This window comes from Micromonospora sp. M42, from assembly GCF_000568915.1.
GTDB lineage: Bacteria > Actinomycetota > Actinomycetes > Mycobacteriales > Micromonosporaceae > Micromonospora > Micromonospora chalcea.
In genome coordinates, this window is record NZ_KK037233.1 from 4,011,805 (window position 1) to 4,038,399 (window position 26,595).

The following is a 26,595-nucleotide window of genomic DNA, read 5'->3' on the forward strand; positions in this document are numbered from 1 at the left end:
CGGGACGCCCGAGGCGTTCCGGCCGGGTTCGGGGCGGAGTCCGCCTGTCGTAGGGCCACTGTCAGGCCGGGACCTTGGCGGTGGCGTCGACGATGACCTTGAGCAGGTCGACCACGCGCGGGCCCCAGCGCGAGGCGATGTCGTCGTCCAGCTCCACGATCTGGTTGTTCTTCACCGCGTTGATGCCGGCCCACCCGCTGCGCGCCTTCACCGTGTCGGCGTTCTGCTTGCAGCACTTGGTGTCGGACAGGAAGACGAAGTCGGGGTTCGCCTTGACGATGACCTCCTGGGAGAGCTGCGGGTAGCCGCCGTTCTTCCCGTCGGCGTCGGACGGGTCGGCGATGTTCTCCAGCCCGGCGAGCGCGTAGATGGTGCCGATGAACGTCTTGCTGGTCGCGGTGTACAGCTCCGGACCCAGTTCGTGGAAGTAGGTCAGCTTCTCGGTGCGCTTGGGCAGGTCCTTGGTCAGCGCGGTGATGTCGTCCTTCATCTTCTGCACCACGGCCTCGGCCTCGGACCGGTGGCCGGTGAGCGTGCCCAGGTCGGTGAGCTGCCGGTACGTGTCGTCGAGCGTGGCCGCGGCGGGGATCTGCAGCACCGGGATCTTCAGCGCGACGAGCTGGTCGGCGATCTTGTTGAGGTTGTCCGAGATCACCACCAGGTCGGGGTTGCGGGAGGCGACCGCCTCCGCGTTCGGCTGGTAGCCGGACAGGTCGGTGCGGGGCGCGTCGGCCGGGTAGTTCGACTGGTCGTCGACGGCGGTGACCTGCTTGCCGGCGCCGATGGCGAAGAGCATCTCGGTGGAGGTCGGCGAGAGCGAGACGATCTTCTCGGGCCGCTTCTCCAGCGTCAGCTTGCCGACGGTGGCCGGGAACGCGCCGCCGGAGGCGCCGGCGGCGGGGGTGTCGGTCGAGGTCTTCTCGGCGCAACCGCCGAGAAGCAGCACGCCGGCCGCGAGCGCGGTGGCGAAGAGCCGGGGGGTACGTCGGGACATGAAGCCTCCTGTCGGTCGAGGAGTGTGGTGCTTCGCCGACAGGAAGAGAGGCCCGTCCGCGAGGCGCCCTTCCTCGAGAGCGCGTGTCGCGACCGGGCCGCAGGCGACCTGGCTCGTCCCACGTCCGTCGGCGCCGGCGGGAGGCCGACGCCGCGCGTACGGGGCATCACAGTTGCGGGACAGCGCCGGTTTCGCACCGGCTTCGCTGTGGCACGGTCGGTGCCACGGTAGCGCACGACCAGCGGAGATCGTCCGGACGGTGGGGGTGGGTGGGAACCCCGGCGGGGGTGGAACCGGGGTTCCCACCCGGTGGTGAGGTCAGCAGTACTGGCTCTGCTTGCCGATCGCCCGGTACGGGCAGTCGGCGTACTCGGACAGGATCAGCACGGCCTCCCGGTTGCGTGAGGTCTGCGCCGGGATCACCTCGTCCGGCGGGTAGAAGCCGCCGCCGGAGGCCGAGCCGGGGTACATCTCGAAGGTGTACGCCCAGATCTTGTGGGCGCCCCACATCCAGTCGATGCTGGTGCCGTCGGCGATGTAGAGGTCGCTCGACTGTTCCGGGGTGTAGTTGTTGGTCGCCGCCATCTGCCGTCCGATGGTGGCGAAGGTGTTGTACTGGTCGGTGTTCATCCCGGTGGCGGTGTTGTTGTACGTGTACCCGTACGGCCAGAGCACCAGCTGCGAGTAGGTGTGGAAGTCGATGTTCGCCTTGATCTGCTGCACCCCGCCGACGACCCGGCTGTTGACGAAGTTGCGCAGCGCCGCGGTCTCCGGCGCGGAGAAGGCGGACGGGCCCCGGTAGGTGTCCGACGACTTCGAGCTGGACGAGCCGCCGCAGCAGCCCCACTGGTAGCCCCAGTTGCGGTTCAGGTCGGTGCCGACGGCGGTGGAGCCGCTGTTGGGCTGCCGGTTCTTGCGCCAGGAGCGGTAGGAGCCGGTGGCGATGTCGTATTCGCTGCCGTCGGGGTTGACGGTGGGGACGATCCAGATCTCCCGGGTGTTGACGATGTTTGTGATCCGGGAGTCGCTGCCGTAGTTGTCGGTGAAGAGGTTGAGCAGGTAGATCGCCATTTCGACGGTGAGGTGCTCACGCGCGTGCTGCTGGGCGTTGAACAGGATCTCCGGCTCCGCCTCGTCGGTGGCGACGTTGTCGGAGATCTTCACGGCCATCAGGTCCCGGCCCTGGTAGGACGTGCCGATGCTCAGCTTCCGCGCGATGGTCGGGTGGTCGGCGACCACCTTGTTCACCACCGCGGTCAGCTCGGCGTAGTCGTGGTAGTTCGAGTCGGCGGGCGGGAACGCGTTGGCGGTCATGCCCCCGTCGGCGTGGTTGTGCTCCGGCACGACGTCCTTCTCGAGCCGGAACCCGAGCCGGGTGATCGCGTTCGCCTCGGCCTTGGTGGCCGTGACGTGCAACACACCGTGTTCGGAGTAGTCGATGGCGGCGCCGGTGCCGGCGACCGCGGTGCGGTCCGCGGCGGTGCGGGGGCCGAGCACCCGGTACGCGACGGCGGCCGGCTCGCCGGAGCCCTCCGGCGCGGGCCGGGCGACGGCGGGCGCGGCGGCCGCGCTGACGATGGTCAGGCCGACGGCGGCGGCGAGCGCCAGCCGGCGGCGGAACGGAGAGGTGCGGAAGGCCATGGACAACCTCCTGGGGGTACGGGAGAGCTCCCGTTGTCCGCACACTCCACCAGGAGACACATGGTCATATCAATATCTGTCTCTTCCTTTAGTCATCCCGACCTGATCGTCACTTCGGCAATGATTTTCCATGCCTGAACATCTGGCGAAACTTCCCGCCAGGCGCGACAGTGAACGGCAACGATGCCGTCTCCCCGTGGAGCTGCCATGTTCGGACGACCCATGCGCGCGGCCGCCCTCGCCGGCCTCACCGCGCTCACCCTCCTCGGCACCACCGCACCGGCCCAGGCACAAGCCCCGCGGCCGGGCCTCACACACGACGAACAGATCACGTTCCAGGAGTTCTCCCGCTTCCCCGACTGGCGCAGCGGCTCCCACCAGGGCACCCGCGCCGTACCGGGCCGTCACCCCGCGCTGACCATCGACCGCCCGGTGGGCACCACCGAGTTCACCGACGAGCACACCGGCACGACCCGCACCTGGGAGTACGCCACCTGGACCTCGCCCGAGCGGCGGATCGGCTTCGACGCCAGCGAGATGGTCGCGTCCTGGAACGCCGCCACCCCGGCCGGCACCTGGATCCAGGTCGAGCTGCACGGCACGTACAACACCGGGACGCAGACCCCGTGGTTCGTCATGGGCCGCTGGGCCTCCGGCGACCAGGACATCAAGCGGTCCACGCTGGACGGCCAGGGCGACCCCTGGTCGAGCATCTGGACCGACACGTTCTCGATCGACGACGCCGACGCCGGAGTGCTGCTGCGCTCGTACCAGTTGCGGCTGACGCTCTACCGCGCGCCCGGCCAGGCCGCCGCGCCGCAGGTGCGGATGGTCGGCGCGATGGCCTCGAACGTGCCCGACCGGTTCACCGTCACCCCGAGCCGGGGCGGCATCGCCTGGGGCACCGAGCTGGCCGTGCCGCGCTACTCGCAGAACGTCCACATCGGCGAGTACCCCGAGTACAACGGCGGCGGCGAGGCGTGGTGCTCACCCACCTCGACGGAGATGGTGGTCGAGTACTGGGGCCGCAAGCCCTCGGCCGAGGACACCTCCTGGGTCGACCCCGCCTACCCCGACCCGACCGTCGACCACGCCGCCCGGATGACCTACGACTACGAGTACGACGGCGCGGGCAACTGGCCGTTCAACACCGCGTACGCGGCGAGCTTCCCCGGCCTGGAGGGCCGGGTCACCCGGCTGCACTCGCTGGACGAGGCGGAACGCTTCATCAAGGCCGGCATCCCGGTGGTCACCTCGCAGTCGTTCCTCGCCAGCGAACTCGACGGGGCCAACTACGGCACCGCCGGGCACCTGTTCGTGATCGTCGGCTTCACCGCCGAGGGCGACGTGATCGTGAACGACCCCGCGTCCTCCTCGAACGAGGCGGTGCGCAACGTCTACAAGCGGGAGCAGTTCGAGCAGATCTGGCTGCGCACCAAGCGCTACCGCGCCAACGGCACAGTGGCCTCCGGCTCGGGCGGCATCGCGTACCTGATCAAGCCGGTCGACCGGCCGTGGCCGGTCGTCCCGGGCTCGACCAACTGGTGAGCGGCTCGACCATCCGGTGAACCGCTCGACCGGCTGGTGAACCGCGAAGGGCCCGGCGCGACGTCGCGCGCCGGGCCCCGCCGGTCCGCTCAGCTGTCGCGGCGTTCGCCGTCCGGCTCGGCCTGGTCCTCACCGGCCAGCGCGGAGCGCAGCCGGTCCTTCTCCAGGCGACGCCGCTCGGCCGCCTCCGCCATCTCCCCGGCCATCTGGTCCCGCAGGCCCTTGAGCAGGAAGAACGACAGCGTGGCGGAGAAGATCAACGCCAGCATCAGCCGCAGGAACATGTTCATGTCGACGAACCAGAGGGCCGCCAGCACGACGACGAACAGCCCGATCCGGCCCAGCGTGTACTTGAGCGCCGCGCTCATTCCCGCATTCCCACTCTCTTCGTGCCTCAGCCCGTACGCCGGGCCAGCCAGTGCACGCCATGAAACCAGACGACCGCGTAGACCACGGTGAACACCGCCGCGGCCAACGCTCCCGTGAACAGCGCGGGCAGCCCCGAGGCCAGTCCGGCGGCCAGCAGACCGGCGAGCACGCCGAGCGCGATGCCGGCCAGCGCCGCCACCACCCGGGCGGCGCCGAACTCCCAGGCCCGGAACTCGTCCCAGAACAACCAGAGCGGCAGGATCACCGCCAGCCAGCCGTTCGTGCCCCCGAAGCCGCTGTCGCCGATGGTGGCGAACGCCCATTCGAAGACCAGCAGCGCCAGCACCCCGATGACCAGGCCGGCGAGGCTCACGCCGAGCAGGTCACCGAGGGTCAGGATGCGCCCCTCGGCGTCACGCCGGGGGAAGGCGCGCTGCTGTTCCTCGCCGCTCATCGCCCGCTCAGGCCCAGACCTGCTGCGGCTCGGACCGGCGCTCGGCCAGCGACGGCGGCCCGTCGTACTCGCGCACGATCTCGTAGCGGGTGTTCCGCTCGACCGGGCGGAACCCGGCGTCCCAGATCATGTGCAGCAGGTCGTCGCGGTGCATGGTGTTCGGCGTGCCGTACGAGTCGGCGTCGTGGGTGATCTTGTATTCCACGACCGAGCCGTCCAGGTCGTCGACGCCGAAGTTCAGCGAGAGCTGCGCCACCGACAGGCCGTGCATGACCCAGAAGCACTTGACGTGCGGCACGTTGTCGAACAGCAGCCGGGAGACCGCGAACGTCTTCAGCGACTCGGCCGGCGAGGCCATCGTGGTGCGGGCCTGGATCCGGTTACGGATCTTGCCGTCCGCCGAGTCGACGAAGTCGTGCTGGTAGCGCAGCGGGATGAAGACCTGGAAGCCACCGGTCTCGTCCTGCAGCTCGCGCAGCCGCAGCACGTGGTCGACCCGGTGCCGGGGCTCCTCGATGTGGCCGTAGAGCATGGTCGACGGCGTCTTCATGCCCTTGGAGTGGGCAAGCCGGTGGATGCGCGACCAGTCCTCCCAGTGGCAGTTGTGGTCGACGATGTGCTGGCGGATCTCCCAGTCGAAGATCTCCGCGCCGCCGCCGGTCAGCGACTCCAGGCCGGCGTCCATCAGCTCGTCGAGGATCGCGTCGGCGGTGAGCCCGCTGATCTTCTCGAACCACTGCACCTCGGTCGCGGTGAACGCCTTGAGGTTGACGTTCGGCAGCGCGGCCTTCAGCTCCCGCAGCACCTTCGGGTAGTAGCGCCAGGGCAGCGTCGGGTGCAGGCCGTTGACGATGTGCAGCTCGGTGAGCTGCTCGTCCTCCATCTCCTTGGCCTTACGGACCGCCTCGTCGATCCGCATCGTGTAGGCGTCCTTCTCGCCCGGCTTGCGCTGGAACGAGCAGTACGCGCACGACGCCGAGCAGACGTTCGTCAGGTTCAGGTGCCGGTTGACGTTGAACATCACCCGGTCGCCGTTGAGCTCCGTACGCCTGTGGTGGGCCAGCCGGCCCAGCCAGGTCAGGTCGTCGCTGTCGTAGAGGGCGATGCCGTCCTCGCGGGTCAACCGCTCCCCGGCGTACACCTTCGCTTCGAGTTCGCGCTTGAGTCCGGCGTCCATCCGAAAGCCACGTCCTTCCCCCTGGGTTCCCGATCGAGCGTACGTCGCGGGTCCGACCAGCCGCCGACGTGGTCGAGCCAGTTCACCCGCCGTCACTCTCCGCACATCGACATCGCTGCGACGGTGAGGTAAGACAGGGTGGGGCGGAACACACACCAGTGCCGTCCTGTCCTGACACGCCCCACCTCGCGTGGCGGGCACCAGACCGGACGGGGAGCGGAATGTCCGACAGCACCAAGGCCCGGCGGCGACGAGGCCGGCAGCCGGTGATCTCACCGGTCCTGCGTCCGGCCCTCTGGTCCGCCCTCCTCGGTGCGGTCGCGGCGGCGGCGCTCGCCACCCCGGCCTGGGCCGACCCGCTGCCCGACACCGTGCCCAGCACCGGCTCCCGCCCCCAGGTCACCGGCCCCCTGCAACTGCCCGGCAGCGTCCCCGGCCTGCCCGGCAGCGTTCCGGGCGTGCCCGGAGTAACCGTCCCGGGCCTGCCGGGCGGCACCACCGGCGTCACCAACCCGGCCGACGGCCCGCTGATCGCGCAGATCAACCAGCTCGACGCCCAGGTCGGGCTGCTGGGCGAGGAAATGCTGCGGATCAAGGGCGAGCGGGACGCCGCACAGGCCGAGCTGACCCAGTCCGCCGCCCGGCTCAAGGAAGCCGAGGACGCGCTCACCCGGGCCCAGGAGAACGCGAAGAGCGCCGCCGCCGACGCGGTCAAGGCCGACGCGGCGCTGCCGCCGGGCGAGTTCGGCGCCAGCCTGCGTGACTTCGCCAACCTCCAGCGCATCACCCGGGGCGACAAGGCCGAGGGCGCCACCACGTCGGTGACCGGCGAACTCCTCCGGGCCACGAACGCCGAGCGGATCGCCCGGGAGGCGCACGACTCGGCCCAGCGCCGGGCGACCGAGAAGGCCGCCGAGTTCACCCGCGCCGAGACCGACCTGCGCAAGCAGGAGACGACGCTCGTCGCGCTGCGCAAGGAGAACGCCGCCAAGCTGCTCGAGATCGAGCGCCTGGCCGACGCCGCCGAGCAGCAGCTCGGCAGCTCGTACGTCGTCAACCAGAGCATCGACGGTCTGGCGGCGGACCCCAAGGCGCTCGCCGCGGTCCGCTACGCCCTCGCCCAGCTCGGCGACCCGTACCTCTGGGCCGCCGAGGGCCCGGACCGGTTCGACTGCTCCGGCCTGGTGCTCGCCTCCTACCGGTCGGCCGGCTACAAGGGCCTGCCGCGGGTCGCCAAGGACCAGTACTACGCCACCCGCTCCCGCACCGTCTCACCGAACGCGCTGCTCCCCGGCGACCTGCTCTTCTTCGCCTCCAGCAGCAGCTGGACGAGCATCCACCACGTCGCCATGTACATCGGCAACGGCAAGATGGTGGAGGCGCCCCGGACCGGCGACGTCGTCAAGATCTCGGTGGTCCGCTGGTCCCGGCTCTACGCCGCGACCCGGGTGATCGGAGCCGTCGCCGCCCCGGCCACCCCGGCTCCCCCGCCGCCCGTGCCGACCACCCCGCCGCCGTCGTCCCCGGCGCCGAAGCCGACGCCCACCACGCCGAAGCCGACGCCGACGACCCCCAGGCCGACGCCGACCACCCCGAGGCCGACCACGCCCACGCCGGACCCGACGACCTCCAGCCCGACGCCCAGCACGCCGCCCAGCCCGCCCGAGGAGCCGACGCCGACGCCGAGCGAGAGCAAGAGCGCCGCGCCGAGCACCAGCGCCGCCCCGAGCAGCAGCAGCGTCGCCCCGTCGCGCAGCACGTCCGCCAGCGCTTCCGCCAGCGCCTCTGCCAGCGCGAGCGGCAGCGCCGACTGACCCAACCCGCACTCCGGCTGTGCGCCCGGGCCGGAATATGGCACGGTGAGATCCAGGCACTTTCGGCCGGCGCCACGGTCGGGGGCGAGCGTAGGTGCGGAGGGGCGAGATGGGCGAGCACGAGGTTCCGGCGGAGAAGGTCCACCCCGGACCGACGCCCGACGCCGCCGACCCTGCCGACGACAGCCCGGCAGCGGCCCGCCCCGGGCCGGTGGCCGTCGCGCGGGCACGGGTGACCGTCGCCGGGGCGGCCGTACCGCCTCCCGCCGGCGACGAGCCGCCGGCGGCGCCGTCGAGCCCCACCACGTACCGCGCGGGCACCCCGGCGGACGCCCCGCCGCTGGACCGGCGTCAGCCCGGCGCGACAGTTCCCCCGTCGACCTGGTCCGCCTTCGCCGTGGCCGAACGCCCGGCGACGCCCGAGGCCCCCATCAGCACACCCGCTGCGGGTACGCCCTCCCCGGCCACGCCGGACGGCCCGGCGGCCGGTATCCCGGCTCCCCGTGTCTCCGGTTCCGCCCGGGTGCCCGCGCCCATTCCGACGGCCCTCGCCGACTCGGCTGCCCCGTCCGTTCCGCCTGCCGTGTCCGCTCCCGCCGTGTCCGCTCCCGCCGACTCGTCCACACCGGCCGCTCCGGCTGGCGTGTCCACTCCGGCGGGCGCGTCGACTTCGGTGGGCGGCGAGACGCCGGGTGAGGACGCCGCCGGCGCGGATGCGGTCGCGACCGACGATCGACCGGACCGCGACGCCGCGCCGGGCTGGCCGGAGAACGCGGCTGGAAGCACCGCCACCGATCCCCGGGACGGCGCCCCGGCAGCCGGGTCCGCCGACTCCGGCACCGCGTCCCCCGCCCTCGCCGAGCAACCGGCCGGGCCGGGTGCGGTGCCCTCCGCGAAGCCCGCCGACCTCGATGCGGCGCCGTCCGCGAAGCCCGCCGGGCTCAATGCGGCGCTGTCCACGAAGCCGGCCGGGCAAGGCGGGACGGCGCACGCCCGGGGCCAGCGCCGCGGTACCCGGCCTGAGCCGGGTGTCCGCCGACGAGATCGCCGCCTCGGTGGTGACCGCTCCCGCCGCCGCGACCGTTACTTTCTTAGTTTGGTCTCCTCACATCCACAAGTACATCACATCGCAAACCATCCTAGACTACCTCTTAATGATTTATTCAACTGGTGATTAACCTGATTAGCCCAAGTTTTTATCGGAGCTGCAACTAAGCGTGATGGGCCCACAGTGGCACACGAGCAGTCCGTCCCTTGAATCCCATTCTACCGCTTGGGTTATACATATTCGAGTACGCCGTGCACAGTTGGTCGCCCCAAGGAACAGTGTGCCTCGTAGGGAGTTTAAACCTTCTCGCAAAGCCCGACGGTAGCTCAAGCCTAAATCGCGGCATTGGTTACGCTAACAATCCGCGGCTCGCTTGTGACCTCGCGGCTTGTGTCACTGGGTAATTGGGGTTCAGGTAAGTGCCCGCGCTAATAAGAGAGATCCTTTGTTAGCGTTAACGAGGTGGCGACAAAGGCCGCCGGAGCCCGCGCAGCCCCGGCCCCGCACGGCTCAGGAGCCCGAGCCGGCGCCGACCCCGGTACCGGGTCCGACCCCGCCGTCGCCCGCGCCGCCGGTGCCGGAGCCGGAGCCGCCGTTCCGGCCCACGCCGCCCGCGCCCGCGCCGCCCGCGCCCGCGCCGCCCGCGCCGGCGCCCACCCCACCGGGGCCGGTTCCGCCCGTACCGGGGCCGCCGGTGCCGCCGCCCGGACCCGCGGTGCCCCCGCCGCCGCCCCCACCGGGTCCGATGCCCGCGCCTCCGTTCCCGCCACCACCGGCGATGACGGCCGCGGCGAACCCGCTGCCCGCGCCGCTGTTCCCCGCGCCACCGGCCACCGCAGGCCCGTCGTTCGGCACGCCGTCGGCCACCCCAGGCGCGCCGTCGTTCGTCACGCCACCGGTCACCGCGGGCCCGCCGTCGTTCGCCCCGCCGTCGGCCGGCTCGGCAGTGCCGCCCGCGCCGGCCACCACGCCCTTCCCGTCCGCGCCGCCGGCCACGACCGGCACTCCGGCGTCCTCCGCCGAGTCGCCGCCCTCGTGGGCCGCCGCGCCCGTCTCCGCCCCGCCGCCGCCCGCGGTCCCGGCGCCGGCGCTGCCGACCTGGCCGCCGCCGGCCACGCCGGCCCGCGACGCCGACGCGACCCGTCCGGTACGTCAGCAGTCCGGCAGCACGGACCTCGCCGGCGCCGTCTACGGCGGCGGGACGGACGGACCCGGTTTCGCCACCGTGTCGTTCCCGCAGGGCAATCCGCTGGAGAACTCCGGCTCGCTGACCGGGCACATCCTGGCTCAGGGCTGGTCCGAGGAGAGCCCGGCGGCCCGGGGCGGCAACACCAAGGTGATCATCGTGCTGGCGGTCGCGCTCACCATGCTCATCGCCATCAGCCTGCTCGTGGTCTTCCTGGCCAACGACGCGCTCAGCGGCCTGACCGGAGCCATGCCGGTCGAGTGATGGGGGTGAGCCCGCCCACTACCGCCTCGCGCTGCCGTGGCGGAGTGGGCGAAGCGCCGTACACTTGTCTCCGATTACTGACCTGGCGCGCCCCGATTGCGCGCTCATGGGCGATCTTGCGGGCGATTCGGCGGCGTGACAGGCCGCGGCGGGCCATCGCGAAGATGCGCCCCGCTCGAGAGGCATTTCTTGACCACGTTCGCTGAATCCAGCACGTCCCCGTCCGTCGACCCGAACTCCGACGCCGTCGACTTCGCGTCGCTCGGCCTGCCCCGGCAGCTCGTCGAGGCGCTCGCCCGGCAGGGCATCACCACCCCGTTCGAGATCCAGCGGGCCACCCTGCCCGACTCGCTCGCGGGACGCGACGTACTCGGCCGGGGCCAGACCGGCTCGGGCAAGACGCTCGCCTTCGGCCTGCCGGTGATCGCCCGGGTCGCCGACCGCAACCGGGCCCGGCCGCTGCACCCCCGCGCGCTCGTCCTGGTCCCCACCCGTGAACTCGCCATGCAGGTGAACGACGCCCTCGTGCCGCTCGGCAAGTCGGTGGGCGTCTTCCTGAAGACCGCCGTCGGCGGCGTGCCGTACGACCGGCAGATCGACGCGCTGCGCCGTGGCGTGGAGATCGTCGTGGCCACCCCGGGCCGGCTCGGCGACCTGATCGAGCGCGGCGTATGCCGGCTCGACGACGTCGAGATCACCGTGCTGGACGAGGCCGACCAGATGGCCGACATGGGCTTCCTGCCCGAGGTCACCCAGCTGCTGTCGAAGACCCCGGCGGACGCGCAGCGGCTGCTGTTCTCGGCCACCCTGGACAACGACGTCGACACGCTCGTCAAGCGGTTCATGACCGACCCGGTCACCCACTCGACCGCGCCGGCCACCGCCGCCGTGTCCACCATGGACCACCACCTGCTGCTGATCCCGCCGCACGACAAGTTCGCGGTCGCCGCGTCCATCGCCGCCCGCGAGGGCCGCACCATGCTGTTCGCCCGTACGCAGCTCGGCGTGGACCGGCTGGTCGAGCAGCTCGCGGCCGTCGGCGTGCGGGCCGGCGGGCTGCACGGCGGCAAGACCCAGCGAATGCGTACCAAGACGCTCGCCGAGTTCCGCGAGGGCCGCACGCCCGTGCTGGTCGCTACCGACGTGGCGGCCCGCGGCATCCACGTCGACGGCGTGTCGCTGGTGCTGCACGTGGACCCGCCGAAGGACCCCAAGGACTACCTGCACCGGGCCGGCCGTACGGCCCGGGCCGGCGAGTCGGGCGCGGTGGCGACGCTCGTGCTGCCCAAGCAGCGCCGCACCACTCTGGCGATGATGGAGAAGGCGGGCGTCGAGCCGGCCGAGACCCGGGTCCGGGCGGGCGACGAGGCGCTGGCCGAGCTGACCGGCGCGCGCGAGCCCAGCGGCGTACCCGTCCGGGACGAGCCGGAGCCGCGGCGCGGCGGCCCGCGCCGCTTCGGCGACCGGGACGGCCGGGGCTTCGACCGGGGTGGCCGGAGCGGCTTCTCCGACCGTGGCGAGCGCCGGTTCGGCGACCGCGACGGCCGGGGCGAGCGCCGCTACGGCGACCGGCCCGCGGGCGAGCGGTCCGGCGACCGGTTCGCGGACCGTGGCGGTGACCGCCGGTTCGGCGACCGGCCGGCGGGCGAGCGCTACTCGGGCGAGCGGGCCGGTGGCGGCGAGCGCCGCTTCGGGCGGCCGGAGCGTCGCGACGACCGGAGCTTCGGCGACCGGCGGTCCGACGGCCGGAGCTTCGGCGAGCAGCGGTCCGACGACCGTGGCCAGCGCAGCGACCGCTTCGGCGACCAGCGCGACGACAGGCGTTTCGGCGAGCGCGCCGACCGCCCGTTCGGGGACCGGCACCGGCCGGCGGCCGGGCGCGGGTACGACCGCGACGAGCGGCGGTACGACGACCGGCCGGGTGGCTTCGGTGACCGTCGCCAGGAGGACCGCCCGCACGCCGAGCGGCGTTTCGGTGACCGGGGCGACGCGCGCCCGGCCGAGCGCCGGAGTGGCGGTTTCCGGGCCGAGGGGCGGGGCCGGGACGACCGGCGCGGCTTCGGCGGGCGACCGCCGGCGCGTACCCACTGATCGGAGCGCACCCACGACGCCGCCGCCGAGCACCCGCTCGGCGGCGGCGTTCGCGCATCCGCTGCCGCCGACGGCCGGGTCGCGTAACGTCCGGACCATGCCGAAGTCGCTCTTCTGGGCCCGGACCGACACCGCCGGCTGCGAGCACGTCGTGCTCGACGGCGGGCAGGGGCTGACCGCGCAGGGCGTGGCACTCGCCGTGGACCCGATCCCGTACACCTGCCGTTACCGCCTGGCGCTCGCGCCCGACTGGTCGACCGACCAGCTGGAGGTCGAGGCAGAGGGCGCGGGCTGGTCGCGAAGCGTACGCCTGGAACGGGGCCGGGACGGGTGGCGCGTGCGTACCGGCGAGGAGGGTGACCTGGACGCGGCGCTGAGCGCGGCGGGCCACCCACCGGCGGGGTTGCCGGGCACCGACGACCCGGGCCGGCTGGACGACGCGCTCGACGTCGACCTGGGCGGGTCCCCGCTGACGAACACGCTGCCGATCCGCCGGATCGGGTTGGGGCGGCTGCCCGCCGACATGGCGACGGCGGTGACCGTGGCCTGGGTGCTGCTGCCCGGCCTGGCCGTGGTCCCCGCCGAGCAGGTCTACACCTCGCTCGGCCCGGGCCGGGTCCGGTACGCCAGCGGCACGTTCACGGCCGACCTGGAGGTCGACCCGGAGGGTTTCGTGGTGCGCTATCCGGGGCTGGCCGAGCGGGTCGACCCGCGCTGACAGTCCGGGGGCCGGCTCAGGCCGCCGGCCAGGTGCCGTCGGTGAGGAACCGGTCGATGGTGGCCAGGTGCGGGGCGAGGTCGAGGCCCTGCCCGGCCACCCACTCGTCGGAGTAGTAGGTGTCGACGTACCGGTCGCCCGGGTCGCAGATGAGCGTGACCACCGAGCCGGTACGTCCGTCCGCCAGCATCTGGGCGATCAGCCCGAACGCGCCCCACAGGTTGGTGCCGGTGGAGCCGCCCACGCGGCGGCCGAGCACCGCCGAGCCGGCCCGCATGGCGGCGAGCGACGCGGCGTCCGGCACCTGCACCATCCGGTCCACCACGCTGGGCAGGAAGGACGCCTCGACGGTGGGCCGCCCGATGCCCTCGATCCGGGAGCCGCGGCCGGTGCACGCCGACCAGTCACCGGCCTGCCAGGCGGGGTAGAACGCGGAGTTCTCCGGGTCCACCACGCAGAGCTTGGTGGGCAGCCGCCGGTAGCGGGCGTAGCGGCCGATGGTGGCGCTGGTGCCGCCGGTGCCGGCGCCGACGACGATCCAGGCGGGCACCGGGTGCCGTTCCAGCGCGAGCTGGGCGTAGATCGACTCGGCGATGTTGTTGTTGCCCCGCCAGTCGGTGGCCCGCTCGGCGTACGTGAACTGGTCCATGAACCGGCCGCCGGTGTCCTCGGCGAGCCAGCGCGCCTCCACCACCACCTTCGCCGGGTCCTGGACGAGGTGGCAGCGCCCGCCCTGGAACTCGATCTGGGCGATCTTCTCCGGCGAGGTGGAGGCGGGCATGACCGCGATGAACGGCAGCCCGAGCATCCGCGCGAAGTACGCCTCGGAGACCGCCGTCGAGCCGGACGACGCCTCGACGATCGTGGTGTCCGGGCCGATCCAGCCGTTGCAGAGCCCGTAGAGGAACAGCGAGCGGGCGAGCCGGTGCTTGAGCGAGCCGGTGGGGTGCACCGACTCGTCCTTGAGGTAGAGGTCGATCCCCCACTCGCGGGGCAGCGGGAACGGCAGCAGGTGGGTGTCGGCGGAGCGGTTGGCGTCCGCCTCGACAGCGGCGATCGCCTCGGTCACCCAGCGCCGGCTGGCCTCGTCGCACCGGTCGAGATGAGTCACGTCGGCAACGTTACAAGCGAGGTGGGCTCGGGTTTTCCCGGACCCGGCGGGCCTGCCGCCGTTGACCGGCCCGGCCGGTGGCCCGGATCACCGGGGTGAGCGCCAGGGCGAGCCGGGGGAAGGCGTCCAGGAGCCGTACCTGGACGCCGCGCCAGCGCGGCAGGCTGACCACCGGCCGGGGCCGCCGGGCCAGCCGGACGGCCCGCGCGGCCACCCGCTCCGGCGTCAGCAGCGAACCGGTGAAGGATGCCAGCGCGCCCGGGTCGTCCAGCTTGTCGTGCAGCATCGGCGTCCAGATCCCGTCCGGGCACAGGCACGACACGTGTACGCCCCGGACGCCGGCCATCCGCAGGTCGCTCAGCGTGCCGAGGCTGAACGCGAGCAGGGCGTGCTTGCTGGCCGCGTACACCGTCTCGCCGGGCGCGGCGATCAGCCCGGCCAGCGAGACGACGTTCAGCACGTGGCCGCGGCCCTGCTCGCGCATCACCGCGACGGCGGCGAGCGTGCCGTTCATCGCGCCGAGCGCGTTCACCTCGACCACCGCGCGCCGGGTCGGGGCGTCGTGCGCCCAGGACGGGCCGGTGAACAGGATGCCCGCGTTGTTCACCCAGAGCCCGAGGCCGCCGGGTGCGGCCGCCGCCTCGGCGGCCACGTCCGCGCAGGCGGATTCGTCGCGTACGTCGAGCGGGCGCGACCAGCCACCCAGCGGCGCGGCGGCGGTCGCCACGGCATCGGCGTCGACGTCGGTGAGCAGCACGTTCCAGCCGTCGGCGTGCAGCGCGACGGCGATGGCCCGGCCCAGCCCGCCGGCCGCACCGGTGACCACTGCGGCGCCGCGTCCCGAGATCGTCATCGGCGCACGGTAACCGCAATCCCCGCGCCGGGGCCAGAGTGATCAGGCGGTGGGCGGTTCCAGCGGCTGCGGGCGGTTCTCCCACTTGGTCGACAGGGCGATGCTGGTACGGGTGGATGCCACGCCGGCCGTCCGGTTCAGCCGGACGATCAGCTGCTCCAGCTCGGCGATCGTGCCGACCCGCGCCTTGAGCAGGAAGGACTCGACGCCGGCCATGAAGTAGCAGGACTCGATCTCGGGGATGCGCCGGAACGACTCCAGCACGTCGTCGGTGTCCGCGTCGGAGTCCTCGATGATGCCGATGAGCGCGGTGACGCCGAGCCCGATCGACTCCGGCTCGACCTCGGCCCGGTACGCCCGGATCACGCCGCTGGACTCCAGCTTGCCGACCCGCTCGTGCACGGCCGGGGCGGAGAGGCCGACCTGACGGGCCAGCTCGGCGTACGACAGACGGGCGTTGCCTCGCAACAGCTCCACAAGGCTCAGGTCGATCGTGTCCACGGAGAGTGACCCTATCTCGATCGGGGCCCGGCACTGCGGCCACCGGGCGACGATGAGGTCGGGCCGCGCCTATCACAAACGTGCGCTCACGGGGGTTCTCCGCCGGTACCATTTCCTAACTTCCCAGTGTGTGCGTTTTTCGCGTTTGGCGGACACGTCCGGTAGCCGGTGCTGTAATTGCCATACGTCCCTCATGACGGCTCTGGGCTCGCACCGGCCGGGGGCAGTGTGTTCAGCCGGGGGCTTCGTCGACGCGAGGAGGGGGCTGTGGACACTGGAGATCGCCTGCTGACACCGGGTGAGGTCGCTGCGCTGTTTCGGGTTGACCCGAAAACCGTGACCAGATGGGCAGCGGCCGGCCGGATCGGCAGTATCCGGACTCCAGGAGGGCACCGCCGGTTTCGGGAATCCGAGGTGCGGGCCCTGCTCGAGGGGGAGGGCATGCTGGACGAGGCGGAGGACATGGGCAAGGCCCGCAACATGGGCCCGACCGCTTCCACCGGCCCCGGCCCGGCGAACGCCGGCATGTACTGAACGTGCGGGGCGCGGTCCGATCGAGGCCGCGCCCCGCTCGTCGTACGCCGGGTCCGGTCAGGCCGGGCCGGGCTCCCGGCGACCGGAGGCCAGCTCGCCGGCCCACCGGCGGAACAGCGTGTGCGGGACGCCCAGCGCGTCCAGCACCTTGCCGGCCACGAAGTCCACGAGCTGCCCGGCGGAGGCCGCCGCCCCGGCGCCGTAGAAGCCCGGGCTGGCCGGCAGCACCACGGCGCCCGCGTCGTGCAGCGCGATGAGGTGCTCCAGGTGGCTGCGGGTCACCGGGGTCTCCCGGGGCACCACCACTACCGGGCGGCGCTCCTTGAGGTTCACCTCGGCGGCACGCTGGAGCAGATCCTTGGAGAGCCCGATGGCGATGCCGGCGCAGGCGGCGGTGCTGGCCGGCACCACCGCCATCCCGCGTACCCGATAGGAGCCGCTGCTCGGGCCGGCGGCCAGGTCACCGGCGGGCCAGTGCCGGATGTCCGCGCCGGTGAGGTCGCGGTCGAGCCAGGCGGCCAGGTCCTCGGCCCAGTGCCCGTCCCGGAAGGGCCGGCCGGTCTCGTCCAGCACTGTCAGCCGGGCCGCCCGGGACACGATCAGGTCCACCGCCTGGCCCGCGTCGAGCAGTGCCCGGACGACCGCCGCCGCGTACGGCGTGCCCGAGGCGCCGGAGACACCCACCACCCATGGTTCGCGCATGCCCTCAAGCGTGCCTGGTCGCCGCGGGCGACGGACCACGACCCCCGTTCGGGCGGCCCGCCCGGGATGTCCAGAGGGTTCACGGGAGTTCCCGCGACGTGAAATTCTTCGATCGGCAAGTCCACTTCCGTGGGAAGGGCCGGTGATGACTGCGGCGGTGCTGCGGGCGCTGCGCTCCGACTGCCCCATCACGCCCCGCCTCTCCCCGTACGCGGACGACGTGCAGGGCTGGCTGGTGGAGCTGATCGACCGGCTCGGCCTGCCGCCCGACCCGGCCACCCGGCGGCGGCTGGCGCGGGCCGGGTTCGCCCGGTACGCCGGCCGCCTCTACCCGGACGCCACCGAGGCGGACCTGCGGGTGCTGACCGCGCTGTTCACCTGGTTCTTTCTGGTCGACGACGCCTGCGACGGGCAGGACGGGCTGACGCCGGGGCAGATCCGCGCGTTGCGCGACGGCGCGCTCGCGTTGCTGCGCGAAGGTCCCCGAGCCCGCCATCCGGGCTTCTCCGGCCCGCTGCGCCGCCTGTTGGTGCAGGCGTGGCGGGAGCCCCGCCGCCGGATGCCGGCCCGCTGGCGGCTACGTTTCGCCGACGCGGTCGCCGACCACCTCGACGGCGTCCACCGGGAGGCCACCGCCACCGGGTCGGGCCGTCCGCCGGGCGTCGCCGAGTACGTGCGGCTGCGCCGGGCCACCTCGGCGGCGTACGTGTCGTACCCGCTCATCGAGTTCGCGTCCGGACGCCCGCTGCCCGACGCGGTCTACCACCACCCGGCGCTGCGGCGGCTCGCGGACCTCGCGAACGACCTGCTGTCCTGGTTCAACGACATCGCCTCGCTGGAGCGCGACCACGCCACCGGCGGCGGGCACAACCTGGTGCTGGCGGTGGCCGCCGAGCGGGGCGTGCCGCTGCCGGCGGCGGTCGACCTGGTGGCCGGGCACTGGCGGGCCGAGATGGACCGGTTCGCGGCGCTCCGCGCGGCGGCGCCGTCGTTCGGCCCGACGCTCGACGACGCCGTCTCCGTCCACCTCGACGGCCTGGCCGCCGCCGTGCGCGGCACCGTGGACTGGACGCTGGAGAGCGCCCGCTATCCGGTCACCCCGGCGTCCTGACCGCGTTCCGGCGTTGCCGTTACGGCCGCAGGCCGAGCCGGATCACCAGGTCGAGCAGCGCGAGGACGAACAACGCGATGCCGACGAAGCCGTTCGCGGTGAAGAACGCCCGGTTGACCTTGCTCAGGTCGGTCGGGCTGACCACCAGGTGCTGGTACGCGAAGGCGGCAGCGGTCAGCGCCAGCCCGATCCACCACAGCCAGCCGAAGCCGACCCACGCGCCGAACCAGATGAACAGCGCGAACGTCACCACGTGCGCGACGGTGGAGGCGTGCAGCGCGAAGCGCCGGCCGTACCGGGCGGGGACGCTGTGCACGCCGATCTCCCGGTCGATCTCCGAGTCCTGGCAGGCGTAGATCAGGTCGAAGCCGCCGATCCAGAGGCCGACCGCCGCGCCGAGCAGCCAGGCCGGGCCGGAGCCGTCGAGCGTGCCGGTGACCGCCAGCCAGGCGCCGACCGGGCCGACCGCCTGCGCCACCGCGAGGATGGCGTGCGGCCAGTTGGTGAACCGCTTGCCGTACGGGTAGACGATCAGCGGCACCACGGCCAGCGGCGCGAGCACCAGGCAGAGCGGGTTGAGCAGGGCGGCGGCGGCCAGGAACACCACGAGCGCGACGGCCGCGCCGGTCCAGGCCGTCCGCACGCTCACCGCGCCGGTGACCAGTTCCCGGTTCGCCGTACGCGGGTTCCGCGCGTCGATCCGCCGGTCGAGGATGCGGTTCGCGGCCATGGCGAACGTCCGCGCGCCGACCATCGCCACGGTGATCAGCAGCAGGTCGCCCCAGCGCACCCGGCCGCCGTTGAGCTGCATGGCGGTCAGCGCCGACAGGTACGCGAACGGCAGCGCGAAGACCGAGTGCTCGATGGCGACGAGCTTGAGGAAGGACGCGACCCGGCCGGGCCGTTCCTGTACCGCCGCCGTCATCAGATCCCGTATTCCTTCCAGCGCTTGTCCACCAGTGAGACCACCTCGGGCGACATCCGCATCTCCTCCGGCCAGCCCCGGGTGTAGCCCTCCTCGGGCAGCTTGCGGGTCGCGTCGATGCCCGCCTTGCCGCCCCAGAACTGCTGGTACGAGGCGTGGTCGAGGTGGTCCACCGGGCCCTCGGTGAGGAGCAGGTCACGGGCGTAGTCGACGTTGCCGAAGGCGCGGAACGCGACCTCGTTGTAGTCGTGGACGTCGCAGTCCTCGTCCACGATCACGATCAGCTTGGTCAGCGACATCATGTGCGCGCCCCAGATCGCGTTCATGACCTTCTGCGCGTGCTTCGGGTAGCGCTTGCGGATCGACACGATCGCGCAGTTGTGGAAGACACCGGCGGCGGGCAGGTCGTAGTCGACGATGTCCGGGATCAGGAAGCGCAGCAGCGGCGCGAAGATCCGCTCGGTGGCCTTGCCGAGACCGTGGTCCTCCTGCGGCGGCTGGGACGTGACGATCGAGTGGTAGACCGGGTCGCGCTGCATGGTCATGCACTCGATGTGCATCACCGGGAACGGCTCGACCGGCGTGTAGAAGCCGGTGTGGTCGCCGAACGGGCCCTCGGGCAGCCGCTCGCCCGGCTCGATGTAGCCCTCCAGCACGATCTGCGCGTGCGCCGGCACCTGGAGCGGGACGGTCAGGCAGTCGACCATCTCGACCCGCTCACCGGCGAGGAACCCGGCGAACAGGTACTCGTCGATGTCGGCGGGCAGCGGCGCGCTGGCCGAGTACGCCACCACCGGGTCCGCGCCGATGGCGATCGCCACCGGCAGCCGCTCGCCCAGCCGCTCCGCGACCGCGTGGTGCGCGGTGGAGTTCTTGTGGATCTGCCAGTGCATGCCGATCGTGTTGTGGCTGTGCTGCTGGAGCCGGTAGAGCCCGAGGTTGCGCTTGCCGGTCTCCGGGTGCTTGGTGTGGGTCAGCCCGAAGTTGTGGAAGATCCCGCCGTCGCCGGGCCACACCTGCAACCCGGGCAGCCGGTTCAGGTCGACGTCGTCGCCCCGGTAGACGACCTGCTGGCAGGGGGCGGTCTTGACCTTCTTCGGCGGCATCGACTTGAGCTGCATGACCTTGCCGAGGCCACCCATCATCCCGGAGAAGCCCTGCGGCAGCTCCGGCTTGAGCATGTCGCCGATCCGCGCGCCGATCTCGTCGAGGTCTTCCACCCCGAGCGCCATCGCCATCCGCTTCTCGGTGCCGAACAGGTTGATCGCCACCGGCATCTCACCCCGGGTGGGGCGCTCGAACAGCAGCGCCGGCCCGCCGGCCCGGACGGTGCGGGTGACGATCTCGCTGATCTCCAGCGTGGGGTCGACCGGCGCGCTCACCCGCCGCAGCTCGCCCGCGCGCTCCAGCGCCGCGAGGAAGTCCTTGAGATCGGTGTACGGGAAGCCACGAGCCGCCATGCCGCCATCCTCCCGCACGTTCCTGGGAGGTAAGGAAGGGCCCCCTGTTAACGCCTCCGGTAGAGGAGGGGCCCCTTCTTAACACCCCGCAGCTCAGGCCGCGGACGTCCAGGCGTACGCGGCCAGCGGCGCGTCGAGCGGCGCCTCGGTGAGCCGGTTGGCGAACGTGGAGATGGTGTACGTGCCGACGCCGAGCACCACGTCCAGCGCGTGCCGGCGCTGCCACCCGGCGGCGAGCAGCGCGTCGAGGTCGGCGTCGGGGACCGCGCCCCGGTGGTCGAGGACGGCGACGGTGAACCGGCGCAGCGCCTCCAGCCGAGGGTCGGGCAGCGTCGCGCCGGTCCGCAGCGCCTCGATCAGCTCCGGCGCGGCGGCGTGCCGGACGAGCGTAGCGGTGTGCATGGCCACGCAGAGGTGGCAGCCGTTGCGGGTGGCGACGGCGAGCACGACCACCTCCCGGGCGACCGCGTCGAGGTCGGTCGCCTCGAACGCGGCGTTGGCGGCGAGGAAGCCCTTGAGCAGCTCGGGTGAGCCCGCCATCAGGCCGACGGCAGCGGGCAGGTGGCCCAGTGTGCGGCGTACCCCGGCCATGACCGGGCGGGCGGCGGCGGGTGCGGTGTCCGGCTCGTACGTGGTGAAGCGGGACATGACTGTGCCCCTCTCGTAAGATGGTCAACGTGGTTGACGAAATAGTAAACGTGGTTGTCGAACGTGGCAACGCCTGACCGCCCCGGCTTCGCGCTGCCGCTGCTCCTGCTCGCCGGCTTCCGTACGCTCGTCGACGACCTGCACGCCGAGCTGGCCCGCCAGGGGCACCCCGAGCTGCGCCCGGCCCACGGGTTCGTCCTCCAGGCCGTCGGCCCGGACGGCACCACCGCCTCCGACCTCGGCCAGCGTCTCGGCGTCTCCAAGCAGGCAGCGGGCAAGACGGTGGACCGGCTGGTCGCGCTCGGCTACCTGGAACGCGTGGACGACCCGACCGACGCCCGACGCAAGCTGGTCCGGACGACCGCGAAGGGCCGCGACGGGCTGCACCGCTCGGCGGCGGTCTTCGACGAGCTACGCGACCGCTGGGCGGCCACGCTCGGCGCGGACCGGGTCGCCGCCATCGAGGACGACCTGCGCCGGATGGTTCCCGCCGACGTGTTCCGCCTCGACGTCCCCGGCTGGTTCGGCGGATGAATTCGTCACTGACAGGATCGCCGACGGCGGTTCATCATCGACGGATGGACGACGCATACGTGGTGGGTGACCCGGACGGCCTCAGCCCACTCCAGGCAGAGATCCGCGACGCGGTGGCCCGCGAACTGCACGCCCAGTTCGCGCTCCGGGCCGACCGCCTCGAACTGGCCGACCTGCCGGAGGTGGCCTACCAGGTCACGCGCCGGGTGGACGAGGTGCTGAGCGCGCGCCCGGCCACTACACCCCGGCGTACGAGTGCAGACCGGTGAAGAAGAAGTTCACGCCGAACAGGTTCATCATCACGGTCAGGAAGCCCACGATGGAGATCCAGGTGGCCACGCTGCGCTTCACGCTCGGCGTGGCCCGGGCGTGCAGGTAGCCCGCGTACACCACCCAGGAGATGAACGCCCAGGTCTCCTTGGGGTCCCAGCCCCAGGCGCGGCCCCAGGCCGCCTCGGCCCAGATCGCGCCCGCGATCACCGCGAACGTGAAGATCGGGAACGAGAAGGCGTGCAGCGTGAAGGTCAACCGCTCCAGCCCGGCCGCCGCCGGAAGGCGGCGGGCCAGGGTGTACGGGAAGCTGCGGCGACCCTGCTCCCAGCCGGCCCGCATCAGGTACGCGGCAGCGGGCACCACGCCCAGCAGGAAGAGGCCCGAGGCAAAGATGATCGTCGAGACGTGGATGATGAACCACCACGACTGCAGTGCCGGCATCAGCGGCTCGATCGGCACGTAGAGCTTCAGCTCGGCGAACGCCAGCAGCAGCACCATCACCAGCGTCAGGAACAGCCCGAGCCGGCGCAGCCACGGCTGCTTCCAGAGCACCACGAGCCAGGCCGCCACACCGATCCAGGTGCCGGTCAGCACGAACTCGTACATGTTGCCCCAGGGCATCCGGTCGGCGGCGACGCCCCGCGTGATCACCGCGCCCAGGTGCACGGCGGCGGCGACCGCGGTGAGCCAGCCGGCGATCCGGCCGGCCAGCACGGCCCGGGCGGCGGAGTGGTCCGGGCGCGGCGGCGCGGCCGGCTCGTCGACGGTGCCGCCGGCGCCGCCGACGCCCGCGCCGACCAGTTCCCGCGCGGGCGCGGCCGCGGGGACCTTCCGCGCGTTGCCCAGCGCGAACTCCACGGCGTGGCTGATCATCGCGATCAGGTACACCAGGATCGCGTACGCGACCAGCTGGTCGGAGAGTGCGGACATCACTCGTCTCCTTCTCGCGCCCGCCGCGCGTCCGGCTCGTCGCCGCTCACCGCGGCGACGAGCTGCGCGAACTCGTCGGCGAACCCTGGGTGCTCGGTGCGCGGAAGCCCACCGGCCTCCACCAAACTACTACCGCCCGTCGGAGATCCACCCTCCGGGGGCGAAACCCGGAACCACACCCGTCGCCGCCGGGCGAACAGCGAGCCCATCAGGCCCAGCAGCAGCGTGCCGCTGGCCACCAGCAGCAGCGTCTGCCCGGGCGCGTGCCGGACCGCGAGCGTGATGTACGGCTTGGTGCCGACGAACTCCAGCGTGCTGCCGTCGTCGAGGGTCCACTTCTCCCCCGGCCGCAGCAGCTTGGTGCCGATCTCCTTGAGCTTGCCGTCGTCGATCTGCCGCCGGTCCAGCGCGTAGACCGAGCCGGGGATGCCGGCGTCCATCCCGAGGTTCCCCCGGTACGCGGTCAGGTTCACCATCGGGTTGCGCTCGGCCGGGTACTGCGACGCCACGTACGGCGCGCTCTCCGGCCCCGTGGGCAGGTAGAGCCCGTCGAAGGCGATCTGCTGGTCCGGGGCCCGCGCGCCGGTCTTCGGGTCGACGTTGGCGTCCGGGAAGATCGCCACGCCCTCCTCGGTCGCGTTGGAGTCGCCGGTACGCAGGAACGGCGCCTCGCTGGTCTGGCTGCGGCCGTACTTGTCGGTGTACTTCAGCAGCGGCGCGTAGCCGTTGCCGAGCAGGTAGACGTTCGCCGAGCCGAGCCGCAGCGGCGAGTTGACCGAGAAGCCGGCGGTCCGCGCCTCGCCGCCCGGCTCGTCCACGGTCACCGTGGCCCAGTAGCGGGACGCCAGCCCGGACGGCAGGTAGTCGGCCTCGAACTTCTCCAGCGTCAGGCAGAACGGCGGCAGGTCGGCGCTGTCCACGCGCGGGCCGAGCGACGCCTCGGCGTACTGCTGACGGGTGTTGCAGAAGGCGTTGTCCTCGCCCGCGACCAGGATGCGGTTGCCGTGCCATCCGTACCAGGAACCGAGCGCGACCCCGAGCAGGACGGCGACCAGCGATACGTGGAAGAGCAGGTTGCCGGTCTCCTTGAGGTAGCCCTTCTCGGCGGAGACCTCGTTGCCGCGCACGGTGACCCGCCACCGGCGGCCGCGCAGCACCGCCGCGATCGCCTCGGGGTCGGCGGCGGCCGGGGCCTCCAGCACCGTGTGCTGGGGCAGCCGTTCGAGCCGCTTCGGCGCGGCCGGCGGCTTCATCCGCAGCGCGCGGACGTGGTCCCGGGCGCGGGGCAGGATGCAGCCGATCAGCGAGGTGAACAGCAGCAGGTAGATCGCGGAGAACCAGACCGAGCCGAAGACCTCGAACGCGCCGATCTGGTCCAGCCGGGGTGCGAGATCGGGGTGGTCCACGAACCACTGGTTGACCCGCTCCGGGTTGACGCCGCGCTGCGGCAGCACCGAGCCGGGGATGGCCGCGACGGCGAGCAGGAACAGCAGGATCAGCGCGGTACGCATGCTGGTGAGCTGCCGCCACGAGTTGCGCAGCAGGGCCAGCACCGGGTTGACCCGCCGTCGGGGCGCCTGCGCCGGAGGGGTCGACGGCCGGTCGTCGACGGTCGTCATCAGATGCTCACCTCGCCCACGCCCACGTTCGTCTGCAGCCAGATCACCACGTTCACCCAGCCGCCGGTGATCAGCGCCAGGCCGATCGCGATCAGCAGGGCCCCGCCGATGCGGGTGACCCAGCGGCTGTTGCGCCGGACGGCGCGGAACACCCCGAGCAGGCGCTGGAAGCCCAGCCCGAAGACGACGAACGGTATCCCCAGCCCGAGGCAGTACGCCACGGCGAGCACCACGGCCCGGTCGGTGCCCCCCTCGGTGGCCGCCATGCCGAGCACCGCGCCGAGCGTCGGGCCGGTGCAGGGCAGCCAGCTGAGCGCGAAGACCGCGCCGAGCACCGGCGCGCCGAGCAGCCCGGCGGAGGGCAGCCAGCGGATGCGGAACTCCCGCTGCATGCCGGGGATCACCCCGAGGTAGCCGAGCCCGAGCACCACCACGAGCGCGCCGATGACGATCTCCAGCGTGCGCTCGTACCGGAAGAAGAGCTTGCCGACGCCGGAGAAGAGGATCGCGGTGGCGACGAACACGACTGTGAAGCCGGCAATGAACAGCAGCGTGCCGGCGAGCACCCGGCCCTTGACGGCCGCGGTGGTCCGGGCCGGCGCCGCCCGCTCGGCGACGCCCACACCGCCCCCACTCGCGCCGCCGCTGTTAACAAGGGGCCCTTCCTCTACCGAAGGCGTTAACAGGGGGCCCTTCCTTGCACCCTCCAGGTCGGCGCCGGCCAGGCCGGTCACGTACGACAGGTAGCCGGGCATCAGCGGGAGCACGCACGGGGACAGGAAACTCACCAGCCCGGCCAGTGCGGCCGCGCCCACCGCGAACAGCAGCGGGCCGGACTCGGCGAGCTGGCGGAACGTCTCGCCCATCAGCGGGCGCCGTTCGGCGCCGGTGACTCGGCGGCGATCTTCTCGACGATCGGCCGCAGCTCGTCGCGGGTGACGGCCCGGCGGATCACCACGGCGATCCGGCCCTCACGGTCGAGCACGACGGTGGCCGGCGTGGTGTTCGGCGGGATGTCGAAGTTGAGCGCCTGCCGGCTGGCCGGGTCGAAGATGCTCGGGTACGTGACCCGGCCCTCCTCGAAGGCGAGCGCCTTGTCCTTGCTGTCCTGCACGTTGATGCCGAGGAACGTCACGCCGGAGCCCTTCGTGGCCTGGTAGGTGTCCTCCAGGTCGTCCGCCTCGGCACGGCAGGGCGCGCACCAGGAGCCCCAGAAGTTGACCACGACGACCTGGCCGCGGTCGCGGGAGATGTCGTAGCCGCCGCCGGTGAGCAGCTCACCGCTGACCTTCGGCGTCTTCGAGCGCTGGTCGGGTGCGCAGGTGACGACGGAGCCGTCGGCCGCGCACCGGCTCTCCTGGCTGCCGGAGGAGCAGCCGACCAGCGCCGTACCGGCGGTGACGGCGGCGAGCAGGGCGGCGGCGAGCCTCCGGGTGAGCATCAGGCCCCCTTGGCCGTCCGGGCGGTCGGCGAGATCGACACCAGGTGGGCGGCCGGCTCGGAGTACCCGATGCCGACGATCTTGGCGCCGTCGAAGTGGAACGAGGTGAGGCTGGCCAGGCCGCACTGGCGGCGGCGCGGGTCGTGCCAGAGGCGCTTGCGCTCGACGTGCCGGCGCAGCGTCCAGATCGGGAGCTGGTGCGACACGAGCACCGCCTCGCGGCCCTCGGCGGCGACGCGGGCGGCGTGCAGCGCGGCGAACATGCGCTCGGCGATGGCCCGGTACGCCTCGCCCCAGGACGGGGTCACCGGGTCGCGCAGCACCCACCAGTTGCGCGGGTCGCGGAACGAGCCGTCACCGGGCGAGACCTTCTTGCCCTCGAACCAGTTCGCGCTCTCGATCAGCCGCTCGTCGACGCCGACGGAGAGGCCGAACTGCGCCGCGATCGGCTCGGCGGTCTGCTGGGCGCGCTCCAGCGGGCTGGCCACCACGTGCACCACGGTCCGGTCGGCGAGCGCCTGCGCGGCCGCCTTCGCCATCTGCACGCCCAGCTCGGAGAGGCGGAACCCGGGCAGGCGGCCGTAGAGGATGCCGTCCGGGTTGTGCACCTCACCGTGCCGCAGCACGTGCACCACGGTCTCCGCCATAG

Annotated in this window: 26 protein-coding genes, 1 pseudogene and 1 riboswitch; of the genes and pseudogenes, 10 read left to right on the top strand and 17 right to left on the bottom strand. The window is 72.5% G+C overall.

The window, feature by feature from the left end; translation table 11 throughout:
• Nucleotides 1–61 precede the first annotated feature (61 nt).
• Complete coding sequence (locus MCBG_RS18360) at nucleotides 62–994, bottom strand: ABC transporter substrate-binding protein (protein ID WP_043327365.1); 933 nt, start codon at nucleotides 992–994, stop codon at nucleotides 62–64.
• Between the two features lie 107 nt (nucleotides 995–1,101).
• Nucleotides 1,102–1,195: riboswitch (cobalamin riboswitch) on the bottom strand.
• Nucleotides 1,196–1,315: 120 nt separating this feature from the next.
• A pseudogene (locus MCBG_RS18365) lies at nucleotides 1,316–2,635 on the bottom strand (M14 family metallopeptidase); the annotation flags it as partial.
• Between the two features lie 207 nt (nucleotides 2,636–2,842).
• Between MCBG_RS18365 and MCBG_RS18370 the strand changes: the two are divergent.
• Nucleotides 2,843–4,183 carry a C39 family peptidase gene (locus MCBG_RS18370; protein WP_043327369.1) on the top strand — a complete coding sequence of 447 codons (1,341 nt, stop codon included), beginning with the start codon at nucleotides 2,843–2,845 and terminating at the stop codon, nucleotides 4,181–4,183.
• A gap of 89 nt (nucleotides 4,184–4,272) precedes the next feature.
• Here MCBG_RS18370 and MCBG_RS18375 read toward each other — a convergent pair whose 3' ends face one another.
• From MCBG_RS18375 to mqnE, 3 genes are read right to left on the bottom strand one after another with little or no spacing between them, the layout of a single operon-like run.
• Nucleotides 4,273–4,551: a DUF4229 domain-containing protein gene (locus MCBG_RS18375; RefSeq protein ID WP_043327371.1), complete on the bottom strand. Its 279-nt coding sequence runs from the start codon at nucleotides 4,549–4,551 to the stop codon at nucleotides 4,273–4,275.
• A 26-nt stretch (nucleotides 4,552–4,577) separates the two neighbouring features.
• Nucleotides 4,578–5,006 carry a hypothetical protein gene (locus tag MCBG_RS18380; protein ID WP_043327373.1) on the bottom strand — a complete coding sequence of 143 codons (429 nt, stop codon included), beginning with the start codon at nucleotides 5,004–5,006 and terminating at the stop codon, nucleotides 4,578–4,580.
• A 7-nt stretch (nucleotides 5,007–5,013) separates the two neighbouring features.
• Nucleotides 5,014–6,183 carry an aminofutalosine synthase MqnE gene (gene mqnE / locus MCBG_RS18385; protein WP_043327375.1) on the bottom strand — a complete coding sequence of 390 codons (1,170 nt, stop codon included), beginning with the start codon at nucleotides 6,181–6,183 and terminating at the stop codon, nucleotides 5,014–5,016.
• Nucleotides 6,184–6,404: 221 nt separating this feature from the next.
• Here mqnE and MCBG_RS18390 point away from each other — a divergent pair, with 221 nt between their 5' ends.
• The 5 genes from MCBG_RS18390 to MCBG_RS18410 all read left to right on the top strand — a co-directional run bounded on the left by MCBG_RS18390 (nucleotide 6,405) and on the right by MCBG_RS18410 (nucleotide 13,304).
• Nucleotides 6,405–7,997, top strand: a complete 1,593-nt coding sequence (locus MCBG_RS18390) for a C40 family peptidase (protein WP_051611280.1) — start codon at nucleotides 6,405–6,407, stop codon at nucleotides 7,995–7,997.
• Nucleotides 7,998–8,106: 109 nt separating this feature from the next.
• A complete protein-coding gene (locus MCBG_RS32575) occupies nucleotides 8,107–9,171 on the top strand; it encodes a hypothetical protein (protein WP_157560789.1) in 1,065 nt (354 codons plus the stop codon).
• Between the two features lie 619 nt (nucleotides 9,172–9,790).
• Nucleotides 9,791–10,495 carry a hypothetical protein gene (locus MCBG_RS34220; RefSeq protein ID WP_223201478.1) on the top strand — a complete coding sequence of 235 codons (705 nt, stop codon included), beginning with the start codon at nucleotides 9,791–9,793 and terminating at the stop codon, nucleotides 10,493–10,495.
• Nucleotides 10,496–10,684: 189 nt separating this feature from the next.
• A complete protein-coding gene (locus MCBG_RS18405; protein ID WP_043327377.1) occupies nucleotides 10,685–12,586 on the top strand; it encodes a DEAD/DEAH box helicase in 1,902 nt (633 codons plus the stop codon).
• Nucleotides 12,587–12,683: 97 nt separating this feature from the next.
• Nucleotides 12,684–13,304, top strand: coding sequence for a putative glycolipid-binding domain-containing protein (locus tag MCBG_RS18410; protein ID WP_043330730.1), 621 nt, complete (start codon nucleotides 12,684–12,686; stop codon nucleotides 13,302–13,304).
• A 16-nt stretch (nucleotides 13,305–13,320) separates the two neighbouring features.
• Here MCBG_RS18410 and MCBG_RS18415 read toward each other — a convergent pair whose 3' ends face one another.
• The 3 genes from MCBG_RS18415 to MCBG_RS18425 are packed head-to-tail and all read right to left on the bottom strand — an operon-like array spanning nucleotide 13,321 to nucleotide 15,769.
• Complete coding sequence (locus tag MCBG_RS18415; protein ID WP_043327379.1) at nucleotides 13,321–14,415, bottom strand: L-cysteine desulfhydrase Cds1; 1,095 nt, start codon at nucleotides 14,413–14,415, stop codon at nucleotides 13,321–13,323.
• Nucleotides 14,416–14,425: 10 nt separating this feature from the next.
• Nucleotides 14,426–15,268: an SDR family NAD(P)-dependent oxidoreductase gene (locus MCBG_RS18420; RefSeq protein ID WP_043327380.1), complete on the bottom strand. Its 843-nt coding sequence runs from the start codon at nucleotides 15,266–15,268 to the stop codon at nucleotides 14,426–14,428.
• 42 nt (nucleotides 15,269–15,310) lie between these two features.
• A complete protein-coding gene (locus tag MCBG_RS18425) occupies nucleotides 15,311–15,769 on the bottom strand; it encodes an Lrp/AsnC family transcriptional regulator (protein ID WP_018787850.1) in 459 nt (152 codons plus the stop codon).
• 267 nt (nucleotides 15,770–16,036) lie between these two features.
• On the opposite strand from MCBG_RS18425, the gene MCBG_RS18430 reads away from it, so the two are divergent.
• On the top strand, nucleotides 16,037–16,303 hold the full coding sequence (locus MCBG_RS18430) for a BldC family transcriptional regulator (protein ID WP_013473529.1): 267 nt from the start codon (nucleotides 16,037–16,039) through the stop codon (nucleotides 16,301–16,303).
• Between the two features lie 57 nt (nucleotides 16,304–16,360).
• Here the strand turns inward: MCBG_RS18430 and MCBG_RS18435 are convergent, their stop codons facing one another.
• Nucleotides 16,361–17,005: a UbiX family flavin prenyltransferase gene (locus MCBG_RS18435; protein WP_043327384.1), complete on the bottom strand. Its 645-nt coding sequence runs from the start codon at nucleotides 17,003–17,005 to the stop codon at nucleotides 16,361–16,363.
• Between the two features lie 145 nt (nucleotides 17,006–17,150).
• Between MCBG_RS18435 and MCBG_RS18440 the strand changes: the two genes are divergently transcribed.
• Nucleotides 17,151–18,116 carry a terpene synthase family protein gene (locus MCBG_RS18440; RefSeq protein WP_043327386.1) on the top strand — a complete coding sequence of 322 codons (966 nt, stop codon included), beginning with the start codon at nucleotides 17,151–17,153 and terminating at the stop codon, nucleotides 18,114–18,116.
• 19 nt (nucleotides 18,117–18,135) lie between these two features.
• Here MCBG_RS18440 and mqnP read toward each other — a convergent pair whose 3' ends face one another.
• From mqnP to MCBG_RS18455, 3 genes are all read right to left on the bottom strand, one after another.
• The gene (gene mqnP / locus MCBG_RS18445) at nucleotides 18,136–19,041 is read right to left on the bottom strand and encodes a menaquinone biosynthesis prenyltransferase MqnP (RefSeq protein WP_043327388.1); all 906 of its coding nucleotides are present in this window, start codon (nucleotides 19,039–19,041) and stop codon (nucleotides 18,136–18,138) included.
• Entirely contained in the window at nucleotides 19,041–20,501 is a 1,461-nt protein-coding gene (locus MCBG_RS18450; RefSeq protein ID WP_043327390.1) for a menaquinone biosynthesis decarboxylase, read from the bottom strand. Before MCBG_RS18450 ends, mqnP begins: the two co-directional genes overlap by 1 nt.
• A gap of 93 nt (nucleotides 20,502–20,594) precedes the next feature.
• Nucleotides 20,595–21,149, bottom strand: a complete 555-nt coding sequence (locus tag MCBG_RS18455; protein ID WP_043327393.1) for a carboxymuconolactone decarboxylase family protein — start codon at nucleotides 21,147–21,149, stop codon at nucleotides 20,595–20,597.
• A gap of 63 nt (nucleotides 21,150–21,212) precedes the next feature.
• On the opposite strand from MCBG_RS18455, the gene MCBG_RS18460 reads away from it, so the two are divergent.
• Both MCBG_RS18460 and MCBG_RS18465 read left to right on the top strand, forming a co-directional pair.
• Entirely contained in the window at nucleotides 21,213–21,683 is a 471-nt protein-coding gene (locus MCBG_RS18460; protein WP_043327395.1) for a MarR family winged helix-turn-helix transcriptional regulator, read from the top strand.
• 44 nt (nucleotides 21,684–21,727) lie between these two features.
• Nucleotides 21,728–21,952 carry a hypothetical protein gene (locus MCBG_RS18465; RefSeq protein WP_043327397.1) on the top strand — a complete coding sequence of 75 codons (225 nt, stop codon included), beginning with the start codon at nucleotides 21,728–21,730 and terminating at the stop codon, nucleotides 21,950–21,952.
• Here the strand turns inward: MCBG_RS18465 and ccsB are convergent.
• From ccsB to MCBG_RS18490, 5 genes are read right to left on the bottom strand one after another with little or no spacing between them, the layout of a single operon-like run.
• The gene (ccsB, locus tag MCBG_RS18470; RefSeq protein ID WP_043327400.1) at nucleotides 21,921–22,886 is read right to left on the bottom strand and encodes a c-type cytochrome biogenesis protein CcsB; all 966 of its coding nucleotides are present in this window, start codon (nucleotides 22,884–22,886) and stop codon (nucleotides 21,921–21,923) included. The two genes, MCBG_RS18465 and ccsB, sit on opposite strands and share 32 nt — an antisense overlap.
• Nucleotides 22,886–24,505 carry a cytochrome c biogenesis protein ResB gene (locus MCBG_RS18475; RefSeq protein ID WP_043327402.1) on the bottom strand — a complete coding sequence of 540 codons (1,620 nt, stop codon included), beginning with the start codon at nucleotides 24,503–24,505 and terminating at the stop codon, nucleotides 22,886–22,888. The genes ccsB and MCBG_RS18475 overlap by 1 nt, the downstream gene beginning before the upstream one ends.
• Nucleotides 24,505–25,371 carry a cytochrome c biogenesis CcdA family protein gene (locus MCBG_RS18480; protein ID WP_043327404.1) on the bottom strand — a complete coding sequence of 289 codons (867 nt, stop codon included), beginning with the start codon at nucleotides 25,369–25,371 and terminating at the stop codon, nucleotides 24,505–24,507. The genes MCBG_RS18475 and MCBG_RS18480 overlap by 1 nt, the downstream gene beginning before the upstream one ends.
• The gene (locus MCBG_RS18485) at nucleotides 25,371–25,946 is read right to left on the bottom strand and encodes a TlpA family protein disulfide reductase (protein WP_030500717.1); all 576 of its coding nucleotides are present in this window, start codon (nucleotides 25,944–25,946) and stop codon (nucleotides 25,371–25,373) included. The genes MCBG_RS18480 and MCBG_RS18485 overlap by 1 nt, the downstream gene beginning before the upstream one ends.
• Complete coding sequence (locus MCBG_RS18490) at nucleotides 25,946–26,593, bottom strand: histidine phosphatase family protein (RefSeq protein ID WP_013283542.1); 648 nt, start codon at nucleotides 26,591–26,593, stop codon at nucleotides 25,946–25,948. Before MCBG_RS18490 ends, MCBG_RS18485 begins: the two co-directional genes overlap by 1 nt.
• Between the last annotated feature and the right edge of the window lie 2 nt (nucleotides 26,594–26,595).